The organism is Hymenobacter metallicola (assembly GCF_004745645.1).
In the GTDB taxonomy this organism is placed as follows: Bacteria; Bacteroidota; Bacteroidia; order Cytophagales; family Hymenobacteraceae; genus Hymenobacter; species Hymenobacter metallicola.
Genome location: NZ_SRMB01000002.1, coordinates 325,035 through 340,430 on the forward strand (window position 1 = coordinate 325,035; position 15,396 = coordinate 340,430).

Consider the following 15,396-nt stretch of genomic DNA (forward strand, 5'->3'; position numbering starts at 1 on the left):
TTTAACTACTGCGGTTACTTCTCCGTAACCAATCTTGCACGGGCGGAGAGATTCGAACTCCCATCAAAGGTTTTGGAGACCTCTATTCTACCCTTGAACTACGCCCGTGGATGCGTCCCTTTCCTAGTAAAGCCGGATTGGGACTGCAAATGTACTGAACTCTTTATACAAAACAAATCCGCCCCTGAAAAAATCAGAGGCGGATTGTCTTGATTTACTGGATATCCAGTAGAAACTAGTCGAGGATTTCAGTTACCTGACCAGCACCTACCGTACGGCCACCTTCGCGGATAGCGAAACGCAGACCTTTCTCCATGGCCACCTTGTTGATCAGCTCAACCTGGATGGTGATGTTGTCACCGGGCATTACCATTTCAACACCTTCTGGGAGGGTGATGATACCGGTAACGTCCGTGGTACGCAGGTAGAACTGGGGACGGTAGTTGTTGAAGAAGGGCGTGTGACGGCCACCTTCTTCTTTCGACAGTACGTACACCTCAGCTTTGAACTTCTGGTGAGGAGTTACCGAGCCGGGCTTGCAGATAACCATACCACGACGGATGGCTTCTTTTTCAATACCACGGAGCAGCAGACCTACGTTGTCACCAGCTTCGCCACGGTCGAGGATCTTGCGGAACATCTCAACACCGGTTACGGTCGACTTCAGACCTTCAGCACCCATGCCGAGGATGTCAACCTGCTCACCCGAGTTGATGATACCACGCTCGATACGGCCGGTAGCTACCGTACCACGACCCGTGATAGAGAATACGTCCTCTACGGGCATCAGGAAGGGCAGGTCGGTCAGACGGGCAGGAATCGGAATGAACGAGTCAACAGCGTCCATCAGTTCTTCGATCTTGGGAACCCAGTTGGCATCGCCATTCAGGCCGCCCAGAGCCGAACCCTGGATAACGGGGATGTTGTCGCCGTCGAAGTCGTAGAACGAGAGCAGTTCGCGGATTTCCATTTCCACCAGCTCGAGCAGCTCGGGGTCATCCACCATGTCCACTTTGTTCATGAACACGACCAGCTGAGGTACACCTACCTGGCGAGCCAGCAGGATGTGCTCACGGGTCTGGGGCATCGGGCCGTCGGTAGCAGCTACTACGAGGATAGCGCCGTCCATCTGGGCAGCACCCGTTACCATGTTCTTCACATAGTCAGCGTGACCGGGGCAGTCAACGTGAGCGTAGTGACGGTTTTCGGTAGCGTACTCTACGTGAGCGGTGTTGATGGTGATACCACGCTCTTTTTCTTCGGGAGCATTGTCGATCGAAGAGAAGTCACGCTTAGCAGCCAAACCTTTGTTCGCCAGTACCGTGGTGATAGCAGCAGTCAGGGTGGTTTTGCCGTGGTCGACGTGCCCGATCGTACCGATGTTCACGTGCGGCTTGGAACGATCAAAATTTTCTTTGGCCATTGTAAAGAGATTAAGAGGAGATTTTGTGGGGATGAGACTAAAACGCGACTGAGCTATACTACAAGAAAGCGAAACGCAGCTCCACCTAGGGCCTGCACGTCGCTTTACCTGTTTGTCAGATCCAAACAGTGCAGTCGCGCTGCTCCGTCGGTATTTGTAATGTAATGTGAGCCATTTATGGGATTTGAACCCATGACCTCTTCCTTACCAAGGAAGTGCTCTACCACTGAGCTAAAACGGCTTATTCTGTTGTACTCGGGATTTACTTTAGAGCGGGAGACGAGGTTCGAACCCGCGACCTGCAGCTTGGAAGGCTGCCGCTCTACCAACTGAGCTACTCCCGCATTTGTGAGCTTCAAAATAGAGGTTCGATGCAGAACTTTATCGAACCTCTATTTCAACGTTTCACTTACTGTGGGGGTAACAGGACTCGAACCTATGAACCCGAAGGAGGTGAGTTACAGTCACCCGCAATTGCCGCTATGCGATACCCCCAGTTAGTTTTTCAGTGCCGATTGCACTGAGTTTGTTCCTTTATGCTACCCCTTAAAAGTGGGGTGGTTGCTAAAGGAGTTGCAAAATTAGGCACTTTCTGATGCAAGTCAAGCTTACGGGCAAAAATCGTTGTAATATTTTTCTGTCCGCAAGCCTGACTTTTCCGCATTTGAGAGGCTAAGAGGCTGATTTGGGAGCACTAACGCTTCAAACTCCCCCGCTAAATGACCTCTTTTTTTTATTAAAAATTTATTGAAGCAAGCTGTAGAAAGCTTTTAACTGCGTGTCCTTTTCTTTGGCCTTGATATCCTGTAACACCGGTTTCAAACTCGGTGTGCTTGCGACAAGGGTATTCAAAGCACGGTAGGCACCTAGCTTTACAGCGTAGTTTCGGTGGGTCCGAGCTAACGTTTCAAGCTTTTGAATGCCTTTTTCCCGCTCGATGGGAGGAATGCGAGTCATTAAGGTTCCGAAGTGCTGTAGGTAGTTGTACAGATCCTCTTCGGGTACATCGTTCAAACGGCGCAGGAACCAAGGATACTGATCAAGGTTGCCGTTGAGGGAGTAATAATTAGCCAGCGCATTTAGAATCGTCGTGCTGGAGGTTTCCTGCAGTGCATTAATTCGGTCCCGGGTACCCACGGTTGGGGCCTTGGTCAAGGCAGTGATGGCGGCGCCGGCAACCAAGTAGGAGCTGTCGTTGAGGGCAACACTGTAGACGTCGCCAAAATCCTCGTTCGGGAAAGTAGAAAGGGTGCTAAGCGCAGTGGCCCGAACTTGGCTTTTTACATCAGTAGCAGCCACTCGCTTAATATCATTGCGAACTGCATTGCCCTCAGGCCCTTTGTACTTACGTAAGGCCTCCAAGGCGGCATTGCGGACTGCCCAGAAGTTATCGTTGAGTGCGTTACGAAGCATGCCACTCACTGCCAAGTCTCCTACTTTATTGCGAAGCCCATCAATGGCTTCATATTTCTGAAGATAATTGCGGGCATTGTAATACTGAAACAACAACTCGTCCTGCGTGCGCTCTTCCTGAGTTTTGGCCAGCAACTGCCCTTCGGAATCAAACTTAACGAGGTTGGGGCGCTGCGGAGCGGCCCACTGGAAGGTTTGGTCTGCTTTCGTTATAACTAAGCGCGTGTCTGTCGCCTGCTTATTGATCCAGGTTGTAACAGTAACCGGCAGCCGGTAAATGGGTGTAAACGTAGAGTCTTGCACTTGCTGTACCCGCATAGTTACCTGCCCATTGGCATACGAATGGGTTACGCGCAATTCGGGGTGCCCCCGTTGCAAGAACCACTGGTCGAAAAACCACATTAGGTCCTCCCCGGTCGTCTCCTCGAAAGCAATCCGCAGCTTAGCTATTTCCGAGGTTGAGAACTTGTTGGTCGTCAGATAACGGTTCAAGGAAGCGAAGAAGGCATCGTCGCCGACATGCTTGCGTAACATGTGCAGTACCCGGCCGCCTTTGTCGTAGGAGTGGCGGTCGAACATATCTTCCCGCTCAGCGTAGCGGTAGCGAATCAGCGGCTCCCGTTTGCTGTCAGCTTCGCTCAAATACTGCATTACCTTTTCTTGCTGCACTAAGTCGGCCGCGTCGGCGCCATACTTATGCTCGGCCCAGAGTAACTCTGAATAATCAGCAAAAGCTTCGTTCAGCGTAAGGTTAGACCATGATTCGGCCGTTACATAATCGCCAAACCACTGGTGAAACAACTCGTGGGCAATAGTGCCTTCGGTGATGTACGTCTTATCCAGCATTTCGCGGGGCGTGAGCTGGGTCCACTCCTGGCGGATGGTAGTAGCAGACGTATTTTCCATAGCTCCCGAAACAAAGTCGCGAATGGAGACCTGAGCATATTTCTCCCAGGGAAATTCCACGCCAAGCTTTTTGGAAAAGAAATCCATCATAGCCGGCGTATTGCCAAAAATGGTTTTAGCAGTACTCTGAAATTTAGGCTCGACATAATAATCAACGGCCTTGCCGTGCCAAGAGTCGTTGACGACGGCAAAGTCTCCTACGGCCATCATCGTCAGATAAGGCGCGGCTGGCAGACTTTGCTTCCATACATCGGTACGGGTACCATCGGCATTTTTCTTCGAGGAAATTAGCAGGCCATTGGATAGCGTCTTGTACTGCGCATCCACGGTCATGGCAATTTCCTGCGTCATGCGCTGGTTAGGCTTGTCGATGGTGGGAAACCAGCAGGAATTGGCCTCCGTCTCGCCTTGGGTCCAGATCTGCTTGGGCTTGTTTTTCTCCGTGCCTAACGGGTTGATAAAGTACAGGCCTTTGTTGCCCGTAATTGCGGCGCTACCCCCGGCTTCCAATTCATTAGGCTTAGCCGTATAGCTAATCCGGATTTGATAAGGCTCGGTGCGGGTATACTGCCGGTCTAGGTTGACGGTGATTTTGCGCTTGTCGTAGCTATAGTTCAGGTTTTTTTCCTTACCAGCAGTTACGAGGCGGACACTTTTAATGTCAAAGCCTTTCGCGTCCAGCACAACTTGGCCCTGGGGATAGAAGTGCGGACGCAGTGTCAGGGAAGCCGTACCCAGCAGCCATTGCTTGGCCCAATCGAACCGGACATCGAGCTTGGTATCAAGCAGGTCGGTTAGGATAGTGGCAGCCGGCTGAACGGGATTAGTCGGTGGCAACCAAGAAGGTACGATGATGGTACTCGAAGCAGACTCCGTAGCGGGCAGTTCGGCCGCAGGCGTAGTTTTCTTGCGTACCGCAGGCTTCTCCGAAGACGGTTTGACCGTTTTCACGGTTTGGGCCGGAGCAGTCAGATGGGACGTAAGGACCAGGCCAATAATGCCGAGGACCGAATATTTCATGCAGAGTGGCAATAGGGGTAAGTGGGCTAAAGTTCCGAAAATATTTCAGATTTGGCCTATCTTTAAGCCCTTTTCCGCCCATCTGCCCCCACTCTATGCTACAGGTACGCACCGGATCCAATCAGACCTGGGATATTGACTATCGCCCCACTGGCTCGACCCTCGTCAATGGTGAGCCATTTGTTTGGGACTTGGTTTCGCTTGGCAATGGCCGCTACCATTTACTACATGAGGGCCGTTCTTATTCGGCGGAGGTAATCAGTGCTGATTACACGGCCAAAACATTTGTTCTGAAGCTGAACGGCCAGCTTATCGAACTGCAAGCCAAAGACCGTTTCGATTTGCTGCTGGATAAGCTAGGCATGAGCAATGCCGCGGCCAGCAAAGTGAATGAACTCAAAGCTCCCATGCCCGGGCTTATTGTTGCCATTCGCGTGGAGGCCGGCCAGGCGGTGCAGAAAGGTGACCCATTACTTGTATTGGAAGCCATGAAAATGGAAAATATTCTCAAAGCTCCTACGGATGGCGTCGTAAGTACCATTAAAGTTGGGCTCCGTGACAATGTCAATAAGGGCCAGGTACTGATTCAATTCAGTTAAGTTTTTAACCAGTTCGTTGTTGGGTAGTATACCCTGGCTACGAGTGTTGTAGGCACACAGCTTGTTCACTTCCGACAATCAACGTATTCACGCTTAATCCCTCTCCCTTTGAAGTACAACCGAATTCTGCTGAAACTGAGCGGTGAGGCCCTGATGGGCCAGCAGCAATATGGTATTGATGCGGCCCGCCTGATGCAATATGCCGAGGAAATCAAGACGGCCGCCGCGACCGGTACCCAGGTAGCAGTGGTCATTGGCGGGGGCAATATCTTCCGGGGAGTTCAAGCCGAAGCCTTTGGCTTAGACCGGGTACAGGGCGACTACATGGGCATGCTGGCAACGGTCATCAACTCGATGGCTTTGCAAAGTGCCTTGGAAAAACTCAACGTCAACACCCGTCTGCTCTCCGGCGTCACTATCCAGCGGGTATGTGAGCCCTATATCCGCCGGCGGGCCCTGCGCCACCTGGAAAAAGGCCGGGTCGTCATCTTTGGAGCAGGCATTGGCTCGCCTTATTTCACAACCGACTCGGCAGCGTCACTGCGCGCCATCGAAATTGAAGCCGACGTAGTCCTGAAGGGTACGCGCGTGGATGGCATCTATACCGCCGACCCGGAAAAAGATCCGACGGCCACCCGGTACCCCGAAATTACGTTCGATGAGGTAATGGAGAAGAACCTCAACGTAATGGACATGACGGCCTTCACCCTCTGCAAGGAGAATAATCTGCCCATCATCGTATTCGACATGAACAAAGCCGGCAACCTACAGCGCCTGATTGAGGGTGAAACGGTAGGTACCCGGGTTTCGATGAGCGGTTCGAAAGCGCCAAAGCCCGATGCGAAGCACAGTGCCCTACAACCTTCCCTGACTACCCCTACTGAGCAAGCCTAAGAACTTTTGAATGCTGGAAGTTGAATGAGGACTCTTTCATTCGACTCCCAGCATTTCTGTTATTTAATCTCCAACATTCAACACTCAACCTTTCAAAAGTGGACGAAGAAATTCAGTTTTACCTCAGCGAAGCCGAAGAGTCGATGGGCAAGTCGCTGCAGCACACCAGCCTCGAGATGAGCCGCATCCGGGCCGGTAAAGCGTCGCCTGCCATGCTGGATGGCCTGCGGGTGGATTACTATGGCACTCCCACGCCGGTTAGCCAAGTAGCGAATATCTCTACTCCCGATGCCCGCACCATCTTTATTAAGCCCTGGGAGAAAAACATCATTGCTGAAGTAGCCAAGGCTATTAAGAACAGTGACCTGGGCCTGAATCCGCAGTCGGATGCCGAGGGTGTGCGTCTGAACATTCCGCCTATGACCGAGGAGCGCCGTCGCGACCTGGTAAAGCAGGCCAAAACCGAAGCCGAATCGGGCAAAGTACGCATCCGCGGTATCCGTAAGGATGTCAATGACTCGCTTCGCAAGCTGCTGAAAGACGGCGCCGCCGAAGATGCCGTGAAAGATGCCGAAGCCAAAGTGCAAAAAGCCACTGACTCTTATATCAGTAAAGTAGACGACTTGCTTAGCAAGAAGGAAGCGGAAATCATGACCATCTGATTAGCAATTTTAGTGCACACGAAAAAGCCCCGACAGAAACCTGTCGGGGCTTTTTGCTTGATAGATATTGTTAACGCCAGAAGCCTTTGGCCAGAATCTGGGCTTCCACCGCTTCGGGCACCAAGTAACGAATTGACTTTCCAGTGTGCACGCAGTCGCGGATGAATGTGGCCGATATATCCAGCAGCGGGGCTTCCACCACCTGTACTCCGGGATGGGCGTTTACGTCAGTGGCATCTACTCCGGGCCGTGGGTAAACGTATACCGCGTATTCCGCCAAAATCCGGTCGGCTTGTTTCCAACGGGGCAGGCCTGGTAGGTTGTCTTCACCCATCAGCAACACAAAGCTGTGGTCGGGGTAGCGACGGTGTAATTCGTCCAGCGTATCAATTGTGTAGCTAGGCTTGGGCATATCGAATTCGATATCCAAAGCCCGCAACTGCTCGTTGTGCTGAATGGCCAATTTCACCAACTCGAACCGCTCCAGTTCACTGAGCATCTCCTGCCCCACTTTAAAGGGGCTCTGCGGCGACACGACTAGCCATACGGCATCGAGGTCGGTGTGCGTAGCCATGAAGTGGGCTAAAATGACGTGCCCAGTATGAATAGGGTTGAAAGAGCCGAAGAGCAACCCTATTTTCGGTGCTGACTTCACAAAATAGCGGGCTCAGCGGTAATAAAATCACGCACCAGCTTGGCAGCTTGTTCAGTGGCATGATCTAGGTCATCGTTCACCACTGTTACATCAAACCGGTCTTCAAACGTCAACTCGAAGTTGGCTTTGTAGAGACGAGCGGATATACTGGATGCGGAATCGGTAGCACGAGTACGCAGGCGCTCTTCTAAAATCTCTAATGACGGAGGCTTGACGAAAATGGCTAAAGCCCGATCCTTGTAGAACTCCTTAATACTGAGGCCACCCTTCACGTCTACATCGAGAATTGCATGCTTGCCGCTTTCCCAGATGCGTTCAATCTCGGATTTGAGAGTGCCATAAAAGGCGCCTTCGTATACTTCCTCCCACTCAACAAATTCGTCGTGACGAATTTTTTCCTGGAATTCCTGGACGGAAATGAAGTAATAGTCTTTACCATTGGCTTCGGTACGACCACGCTTGTCGCGGGTACAGGCCGAGATGGAAAAGCTCAGCTCCGGAATCTGGTCCATGAGCCGGTGAACGATAGTAGTCTTACCAGCGCCGGAAGGAGCCGAAAAAGCTATGATTTTACCCTGCATGGGGTAAAATTAGGCCATTTCTGCTTGAACGCGCGCTAAAATTGTTTGCGAAAGCGAAGTTGGTACTCCCTTACGCCCCACATGCTGGGACAAAAAGTCGATGAAAATCTGCTGCTTCTCAATGCTATCAAAGCATGGTGAGCAATCTTCGGCGTGGCTGACAAAGTACTCTTCGTCTTCCAGGCTAGGCTCTTGGCCTACGATGATTTGGTCGAGAATTGTATTCACGCGTTCACAATCGGCCCCTTCCACTTGAGAAGCAGCTTGCTGATTGGTTGATGTAGTAGCAGTGTTTTCCATAACCGAGCCCGGTGTAAAGTTTATTCGTTTTCGTCCTCAACATCAGAGCCATCGATATCGTTACCGTAGCCCATTGATTTTGCGTATTTTTCTAGTTTTTCCTTCAAAAAATTGCGTGCACGATGCAAGCGGGAGCGAACAGTCCCGATTGGAATGTCCAAAACTTTCGCCATTTCCTCATACGTGAACCCTTCCAGGTCACACAGGATAATGACAGTTCGAAAGTCAACCGGCAGGGAATTCAGGGCACTGGCCACCTCATCCCCGATCAGGTCGCGCACGGCCTGCTGCCGCATGTCCGACGACGTGCTTCCCACGTCGCCTTCGGCCTCTACGTCTTCCGTATTGTAGTAGCCCTCTATTTCGCTGTAGTCAACTTTAGCGGGCTGCTTACTCTTTTTCCGAAAGTCGTTGATAAACGAATTTTTCAGGATGCGAAACAGCCAGGCTTTGGCGTTGGTTCCCTGCTCGAAGTACTCAAAGAAGCGGTACGCCTTCAAATAGGTCTCCTGTACGAGGTCATTGGCATCGTCTTCATCGAGAGTAAGGCGGAAAGCAAAATTGTACAGTGAATCGAGCACAGGCATCAATTCCGCCTGAAAACGGCGGTCTTTTTCCTCTTTGCTCAATTTTGGAACCCGTTCGGGAGAATCGCTCATGGGCGGTAAAAGATTGCGGCTACGCTAGATTAAAAAATTGCAGCCGTGTAAACAAATGTACAGGTTATACTAATCCGCTCAAGAAGGGTTTTGTTGGGAATGCAAGACCGCCGCTTCTAGGGCTTCATGGTAGCTCCATAAATAGAATTGCGAGCAGAAAAGCCCAAAGGCAGGGGCCACGACCAAGCTCCTCACCTGAACAGAAAGTATACTACCTACGGTTTACGATGCTATACGGGTTGCAAACTGGCTTTAGCGACCGGTAGGGAGTTTATGTTGTAAAGCAGATAAAGGCTGCCAAGTTAGCACCCGGCCGGCTACCTGAAGTGGTTCTATGGCTTTGATACAGGTACAGGCCGCGGGCTGCTGCCGACAATCAGAACAGTCGGGACGGTCGAATACCAGATACTCTGCATAAGTCCCCAACGGCGCCCACCGGCCTGGATGAGCTGGGCGCATAGGAGGATACAATCCCAGGGCATGCCGCCCTAAGGCCGCCGCTAAGTGCAAGGGCCCGGTACTGGCCGCCACAAGCCCATCGGCCCCCTGAATAAAAGCTAGGAGCTGGCCTAACGAAAGCTGCCCAGTGAGGTTACCAGCCAAAAAGGGACTATGCTCTTGTAACCAAGGTGCTAACTCCTCCCCCTCCGCAGCCGTTCCGGTCACGAATACCCGGTGCCCAGCTCCGTGAAGCACCCGAACCAGAGCCCCAAAATGGTCGAGGCCCCACTCGCGGGCACTCCCCCGGGACCGGGGGTGCAGCACCACGTTCAGTTGCTGGGCTGACTGCTTGGCTAGCAGGCTGCTGATAGCCGGCGGCAGCGGGGCTACGGCTTGTAAGCGGACCAAGGGGGTAATGGCCGCCAATGACAGTTCTACAGGCAGACGTAGGGGCTGCAGGAGCTTCAGGTTGAGCTGGGCTTCGTGCAAAGCAGAATGCCGACGGCTCAGGGGCACTAGGCGGTTACAGGTCAGCCAGTGAATCCAACGGTTGCGGGTGCCGATCCGGATGGGAATGCCGGCTTGCTGGGCCACCCGGGCCAGCACCTTGTTGGGAAAGATGTGCAGAATAGCTTCGGCCTTGTAGTGGCGCAGAGCATTGACCTGCTCGGCAGCACTTAGCGTGAGCAGCTCATCATAATTCAGAAAATCGTCGACCCACGGACAGGCTTCGGCAACTGCCTGGGTATAGGTACGACCAATCAGAACAACGCGGCAGCCAGGCACCTGCTGTTTGAGGACGCCGCAGACCGGCAACGTCAGCACGACGTCGCCAATGGCATCGGTACGGCTAACCAGAAAAGTTCTCATAGCGGTTGAGCAGGTGCAGCGGCGGCAGTACGCAGCTTAGCAAACTTTAAAAAAACGCCCCAGGCCGAAATAGTAGCAATGCACAAGCCTGCAAAACCATCGAGAAAGCCCAGTCGGAAGAAGTAGCCGTGGGTGAACTTCCAGACAGGTTTGAGCAACAAGTGAAACAGCGTGACGCGGCGCTTACCCCGCAAGGCCAGCTCGGCCGCGGAAATACTGGTAAACCGGTTGAGCTGGCTGACGTGCTGCTCGACAGAATGGTAAGAATAGTGGAGCAAATCACCGGGCAGAGTCCCAACCGTTTGGCCGGGCGCTACCTCAAACCGCTCGTGCAGCAACAGGCCTTCCCACTGCCCCAGGCGCCGGTCGTAGAGGCGCAGCTTCCGGTCGGGGTACCAGCCGCCGTGGCGTACCCAGGAACCGCAGTAGTTGGTCAGCCGGGCCAGGGTGTAGCCCGCATGCTGCCAGTTGGTCTTGATTTGCGTTATAGCGGCCCGTAACTCATCGGTCAGGACTTCGTCGGCATCGAGTTGCAGCACATAGTCGTGCCGGGCCTGGGCAGTGGCGTAGTTTTTCTGTTCTACATACCCTTCGAAGGCGTGCTGCACCACCCGCGCCCCGTGTTGCTGACAAATGGCGACGGTGCGGTCCGTAGAAAAGGAATCAACTACCAGCACTTCATCGGCCACGTCGGGTACGGCTGCTAGGCAACGGCCAATGTTGGCTTCCTCATTGAAGGTGATGATAACAACCGAGAGTGAAATGGGCATAGGAACTTCAAATATCCGGATTTGGGCGCAAGTTGCAGCCAATGGCCAGCTACAAGCCCTCATTTTAGGTTAGATCTTGGCGCCTCATGCCATATAAGTCTTATCCTATCCATCTGCTGGCTTTCATGGCTACCCGACCGTGCCTGGCCAAGTGCACACCCTGCAGGAACAAGACACTGCCAAGGGCTGGTCCCTGTTGGGCTACGTCTTAGCGCCACCTATGGCGTTAGTAATGGTATTTCTGGCCGTACCCTTCCTGTTACAAAGTGAAAGTAGGCAGCCAGCCTGAAGGTTGGCATGGGGGTGTTTTTCTCGTCGGCTTGGTCAAAGCCATGGATGCCCCCACCTTATGCCGGCCGATTCGCTAATCGATCTGACCGGTTAGGCCTGCTCTAGTTTGCGGTGATAAGGTAGTCTGGTGGGAAGATGAGTATAGCCGCGCCCTACTATTCTAACTGATATTGCTAGCTTTAACCGCGACGCCCTCTCACTTGCGTTCGGAATGTTCCTCTCTCCATTGACCCGCTATGAACTACAACCGCATCTACCAGTACCGCTTTCAGAATACCAATGCTGCCAAGAAACAAGTGGTTTGGCAGGAGTTGGCCAACTGGCTTTACAGTGGCTACCTAAAGCAGCCGCAAAGCGTGCTGGACCCCGCCGGTGGGATGTGCGAATTCATCAATGCCATTCCGGCCGCCGACAAGTGGACCATTGATATGGAGGGCGAATTTATTCGCAAATACGCCCATTCCAGCGTTACGGTGCGGGTGGGCAACAATCTGGAAGTCGACATTCCCCAGGACCATTTTGAGGCTGTGTTCATCTCCAATTTCTTAGAACACCTCGACACGCAATTTCAGGTTGCGGACTTATTGGGCCGCATGTACGCCAGCATGAAAAAAGGCGGCCGCATCGTCATTATGGGTCCCAACTTCAAGCACACCTATAAAGAGTACTTCGACTTTGCCGACCATACCGTGATTCTGACCGAGTTGGGCGTGGCCGAACACCTATACGGAGCAGGTTTCAACATTGTCAAGGTCATCGACCGGTTTTTCCCCCTGTCGTTTCGTAGTGGCGGCTACCTACCCGTTACCCCGCTCACGGTGAAAACCTACCTGAATATGCCCCTGGCGTGGCGCTTTATGGGCAAACAGTTTCTGGTTGTGGCCGAAAAGTAAAACTCCCACCCCGGCAGCCGGAGTGGGAGTTTAAATTTGCAGTAAGCCCTATTGGCTTAGTAGCGGTACAGGTCTGATTTGAACGGGCCTTGTACTTCTACGCCGATGTAGGAAGCTTGCTTGGGCTTCAACTCGTCCAGCTCCACTCCGATTTTGGCCAAGTGCAAACGGGCAACTTTCTCGTCGAGGTGCTTGGGCAAGGTGTACACCTTGTTCTCGTAGGCGGCCGAGTTCTGCCACAGCTCCAGCTGCGCCAGCGTCTGGTTCGTGAACGAGTTTGACATCACGAACGAGGGGTGACCCGTAGCGCAGCCCAGGTTCACCAGACGACCTTCCGCCAGGATGATAACTTCCTTGCCGTCGATGTTGTAGAGGTCAACCTGGGGTTTCACCGTGTCCTTGGTGTGGCCGTAGTTCGAGTTCAGCCAAGCCATGTCGATTTCATCGTCGAAGTGACCGATGTTGCAGACAATAGCCTTGTCTTTCAGGGCCCGGAAATGCTCCTCGGTGATGATATCGCAGTTGCCGGTAGCCGTCACCACGATGTCAGCCTCCTTAATGGCATTCTCCATGCGTTTTACCGCGTAGCCGTCCATAGCCGCCTGCAGAGCGCAGATAGGGTCAATTTCGGTCACGATAACGCGGGCGCCGGCACCACGCAGCGAAGCGGCAGTACCTTTTCCTACGTCGCCGTAACCAGCTACCACGGCAATCTTACCAGCCATCATCACGTCGGTGGCCCGACGGATAGCGTCTACAGCCGACTCTTTGCAGCCGTACTTGTTGTCAAACTTCGACTTGGTAACCGAGTCGTTGATGTTGAAGGCGGGCATGGGCAGCGTGCCGTTTTTCACGCGGTCCAGCAGGCGCAGTACGCCCGTGGTGGTTTCTTCCGAAATGCCTTTGATACCGGCAGCCAACTCCGGGAAGCGGTCCAGCACCATGTTGGTCAGGTCGCCACCATCGTCCAGAATCATATTCAGGGGCTGACGCTCCTCTCCGAAGTAGAGAGTCTGTTCGATGCACCAGTTGAACTCCTCTTCATTCATGCCCTTCCAGGCGTACACCGGAATGCCGGCAGCCGCAATAGCCGCCGCGGCGTGGTCCTGCGTGGAGAAGATATTGCAAGAAGACCAGGTAACGTCGGCCCCCAGGGCGATAAGCGTTTCAATCAGAACCGCCGTTTGAATGGTCATGTGCAGACAGCCGGCAATGCGCGCGCCTTTCAGCGGCTGCGAGGCACCGAACTCTTCGCGCAAAGACATCAGGCCCGGCATTTCGGCCTCGGCCAACCGGATTTCCTTGCGGCCCCATTCGGCCAGCGACATGTCTTTTACTTTGTACGGAACGTACGTTTTCGTCGTAGTTTCTACCATGATGCAGAAGATATTTGCGATTCAACCACAAAGATACGGTTTTTGTTGGGCGCCCTGAAGAACAAAAAGCCCGCGCCAAAATGGCGCGGGCTTTTCAAAACAGGCTTGGCATGAAAGGATGGCCTGTTAGTTATTCTCGATATAATCGACGGCCAGGGCGACGGCCGAGTTGGCCGTGTTAGTAGCATCACCGCGAATCACAACGGTGTAGGCCTTGCCGCTGGCGAAGGTTTTGCTGCCCAGAGTCTTGATAACCGCTTTGCTGGTCGACTCCTGCAGAATCAGGTCGTAGGCCGCGGCATCTACTTCGGAGTAGGCCGAAGCCCGGCCGAAGCCTACGCTCGTGGCAATAGGCGTAGCGCCGACCCCGGTACGACCTAAGTCAACAGAGGGAGCATTCAGCGCTAGGTGCACCACGCGCACTTTGGCTTTGCCGGAAGCAATGGTGCCGTAGTCGTCGGTAGTAGCCAGGGAAGCTACTGCGCTGTTGCTGGTGTTGTAAGCAAACACGGTGTAGCGCACGTTCTTGGCTACTGGCTGCGTCGCATTCAGCAGCACGGCGCTGGTAGTAGAGTTGTTGATCTTAACATTACGGTCGCCAGTGTTGACGTTCTGGTAGCCGCTGTTCTTGCCATACTCGATGTCGCCGAGCTTCTTGTCATCCACCAGAAAATCGACGCGGCTGGCATAAGGAGCCGCATGCACGGCCAGAATGCTCCCCTGATCAGGTGCCGGCGCTGGTGAATCATCGTCGTTGCCGCAGCTAGCAAATGCTAAGGCAGCGGGTAAAGCTGCTAGTAGAAAGTGACGCTGCAGGATGTTTACGAGGGTTTTCATAAGCGAAGTAAAAAAGAGGGTGCATATTCAACTGCCGACAGAACGTAAGACCTAGCGCTTTTGTTGGATGAGCACCGCAAAGTTTTTCTAGACGAATAGGATTTTTTCCTCGACTAACGTTCTAGCAAGCTACTGCACAGTATAGTACATTTGTATTCACGCCTATTCTACCTTTGCAACCTTCTATGTCGCTTCTTCGTCGCTCTGCTTTTCTGCTGTGTTTTTCGTTGCCATCGGTGGCGGCATACGCCCAACAAGGGCCTGCCAGCGGAGCTCCCGTTATTCACTTAAGTCCCGAAGATCAAGACCGGGGGCTGAATGGGGTACAGCACAACTTCTTCTTTACTACCGGCGAAAGCACCCGCGAGGAGGACTACAAGAATGCAGGGTTCTTTGGCCAGCGCCTGCGGCCGTATCTGGCCGGCAACCAGGAAGCTCTCGAAAACCTGAACCGCTACCGCTTACAGAAATGGCTGTACCTCGGGGAGCGAATCACTTTCCTGGGCGCCTTGAGCCTGTACGGGCAACAAGTCCTGGCCGGCGACGGGGACCAGCGGTACTTTCAGGACACGCAAAAAGCAGCTATTGGCGTAGCCGCTGCCAGCCTGCTTTCCAATATTTTGATTACCCGCCACACCAATCAGCATTTTCAGCGGGCGGTAGAAGCGCATAATGCGGGGCTTTCTTCGGCCCACGGCGGCATGTGGCAGCGCCTAGCGCCCTCTACTGTGGGCATCGCGGCGTCGCCTAGTGGCCAGCCGCTGCTAGCTTTGCGCTGGAACGTGCGGTAAGCCGTTCGCGCAATT

The 15,396-nt window shown here is 53.3% G+C and carries 15 protein-coding genes and 4 tRNA genes; 5 read left to right on the forward strand and 14 right to left on the reverse strand.

The genetic code is table 11. The annotated features are described in order from the left end of the window. Nucleotides 1-37 precede the first annotated feature (37 nt). The 6 genes from E5K02_RS12230 to E5K02_RS12255 form a co-directional block, all read right to left on the reverse strand. Nucleotides 38-108: transfer RNA gene (locus tag E5K02_RS12230), tRNA-Trp, on the reverse strand. 127 nt (nucleotides 109-235) lie between these two features. Beyond that, complete coding sequence (gene tuf, locus E5K02_RS12235) at nucleotides 236-1,423, reverse strand: elongation factor Tu (protein ID WP_100337265.1); 1,188 nt, start codon at nucleotides 1,421-1,423, stop codon at nucleotides 236-238. A 169-nt stretch (nucleotides 1,424-1,592) separates the two neighbouring features. Beyond that, nucleotides 1,593-1,664: transfer RNA gene (locus E5K02_RS12240), tRNA-Thr, on the reverse strand. A 30-nt stretch (nucleotides 1,665-1,694) separates the two neighbouring features. After that, nucleotides 1,695-1,767: transfer RNA gene (locus E5K02_RS12245), tRNA-Gly, on the reverse strand. A 71-nt stretch (nucleotides 1,768-1,838) separates the two neighbouring features. Beyond that, nucleotides 1,839-1,918: transfer RNA gene (locus tag E5K02_RS12250), tRNA-Tyr, on the reverse strand. Nucleotides 1,919-2,167: 249 nt separating this feature from the next. Then, nucleotides 2,168-4,762 (reverse strand): M1 family aminopeptidase, encoded by a 2,595-nt coding sequence (locus E5K02_RS12255; RefSeq protein WP_135395072.1) that lies wholly within the window; start codon nucleotides 4,760-4,762, stop codon nucleotides 2,168-2,170. A 95-nt stretch (nucleotides 4,763-4,857) separates the two neighbouring features. On the opposite strand from E5K02_RS12255, the gene E5K02_RS12260 reads away from it, so the two are divergent. The 3 genes from E5K02_RS12260 (at nucleotide 4,858) to frr (ending at nucleotide 6,917) form a co-directional block, all read left to right on the forward strand. After that, nucleotides 4,858-5,361 carry an acetyl-CoA carboxylase biotin carboxyl carrier protein subunit gene (locus tag E5K02_RS12260; RefSeq protein WP_135395073.1) on the forward strand — a complete coding sequence of 168 codons (504 nt, stop codon included), beginning with the start codon at nucleotides 4,858-4,860 and terminating at the stop codon, nucleotides 5,359-5,361. A gap of 108 nt (nucleotides 5,362-5,469) precedes the next feature. Continuing rightward, a complete protein-coding gene (gene pyrH, locus E5K02_RS12265; RefSeq protein WP_135395074.1) occupies nucleotides 5,470-6,255 on the forward strand; it encodes a UMP kinase in 786 nt (261 codons plus the stop codon). A 98-nt stretch (nucleotides 6,256-6,353) separates the two neighbouring features. Then, nucleotides 6,354-6,917, forward strand: a complete 564-nt coding sequence (frr, locus tag E5K02_RS12270; RefSeq protein WP_135395075.1) for a ribosome recycling factor — start codon at nucleotides 6,354-6,356, stop codon at nucleotides 6,915-6,917. Nucleotides 6,918-6,987: 70 nt separating this feature from the next. Here the strand turns inward: frr and nadD are convergent, their stop codons facing one another. From nadD to E5K02_RS12300, 6 genes are all read right to left on the reverse strand, one after another. Further along, entirely contained in the window at nucleotides 6,988-7,572 is a 585-nt protein-coding gene (nadD, locus tag E5K02_RS12275) for a nicotinate (nicotinamide) nucleotide adenylyltransferase (protein WP_135395076.1), read from the reverse strand. Then, nucleotides 7,569-8,153 carry a guanylate kinase gene (gene gmk / locus E5K02_RS12280; RefSeq protein ID WP_135395077.1) on the reverse strand — a complete coding sequence of 195 codons (585 nt, stop codon included), beginning with the start codon at nucleotides 8,151-8,153 and terminating at the stop codon, nucleotides 7,569-7,571. Before gmk ends, nadD begins: the two co-directional genes overlap by 4 nt. A gap of 9 nt (nucleotides 8,154-8,162) precedes the next feature. Next, a complete protein-coding gene (locus tag E5K02_RS12285) occupies nucleotides 8,163-8,453 on the reverse strand; it encodes a hypothetical protein (RefSeq protein ID WP_135395078.1) in 291 nt (96 codons plus the stop codon). Between the two features lie 20 nt (nucleotides 8,454-8,473). After that, nucleotides 8,474-9,112: a sigma-70 family RNA polymerase sigma factor gene (locus E5K02_RS12290; protein WP_100337257.1), complete on the reverse strand. Its 639-nt coding sequence runs from the start codon at nucleotides 9,110-9,112 to the stop codon at nucleotides 8,474-8,476. A gap of 252 nt (nucleotides 9,113-9,364) precedes the next feature. Continuing rightward, the gene (locus tag E5K02_RS12295) at nucleotides 9,365-10,423 is read right to left on the reverse strand and encodes a glycosyltransferase family 9 protein (RefSeq protein WP_135395079.1); all 1,059 of its coding nucleotides are present in this window, start codon (nucleotides 10,421-10,423) and stop codon (nucleotides 9,365-9,367) included. Beyond that, the gene (locus E5K02_RS12300) at nucleotides 10,420-11,193 is read right to left on the reverse strand and encodes a glycosyltransferase family 2 protein (protein WP_135395080.1); all 774 of its coding nucleotides are present in this window, start codon (nucleotides 11,191-11,193) and stop codon (nucleotides 10,420-10,422) included. The genes E5K02_RS12295 and E5K02_RS12300 overlap by 4 nt, the downstream gene beginning before the upstream one ends. A 527-nt stretch (nucleotides 11,194-11,720) precedes the next feature. Between E5K02_RS12300 and E5K02_RS12305 the strand changes: the two genes are divergently transcribed. Next, entirely contained in the window at nucleotides 11,721-12,377 is a 657-nt protein-coding gene (locus E5K02_RS12305) for a class I SAM-dependent methyltransferase (protein ID WP_135395081.1), read from the forward strand. Nucleotides 12,378-12,433: 56 nt separating this feature from the next. Here the strand turns inward: E5K02_RS12305 and ahcY are convergent, their stop codons facing one another. Further along, the gene (gene ahcY, locus E5K02_RS12310; RefSeq protein ID WP_135395082.1) at nucleotides 12,434-13,753 is read right to left on the reverse strand and encodes an adenosylhomocysteinase; all 1,320 of its coding nucleotides are present in this window, start codon (nucleotides 13,751-13,753) and stop codon (nucleotides 12,434-12,436) included. Between the two features lie 126 nt (nucleotides 13,754-13,879). Beyond that, the gene (locus tag E5K02_RS12315; RefSeq protein WP_135395083.1) at nucleotides 13,880-14,590 is read right to left on the reverse strand and encodes a DUF4397 domain-containing protein; all 711 of its coding nucleotides are present in this window, start codon (nucleotides 14,588-14,590) and stop codon (nucleotides 13,880-13,882) included. Between the two features lie 185 nt (nucleotides 14,591-14,775). On the opposite strand from E5K02_RS12315, the gene E5K02_RS12320 reads away from it, so the two are divergent. Further along, nucleotides 14,776-15,381, forward strand: coding sequence for a hypothetical protein (locus E5K02_RS12320; RefSeq protein WP_135395084.1), 606 nt, complete (start codon nucleotides 14,776-14,778; stop codon nucleotides 15,379-15,381). The last annotated feature ends 15 nt before the right edge of the window (nucleotides 15,382-15,396 follow it).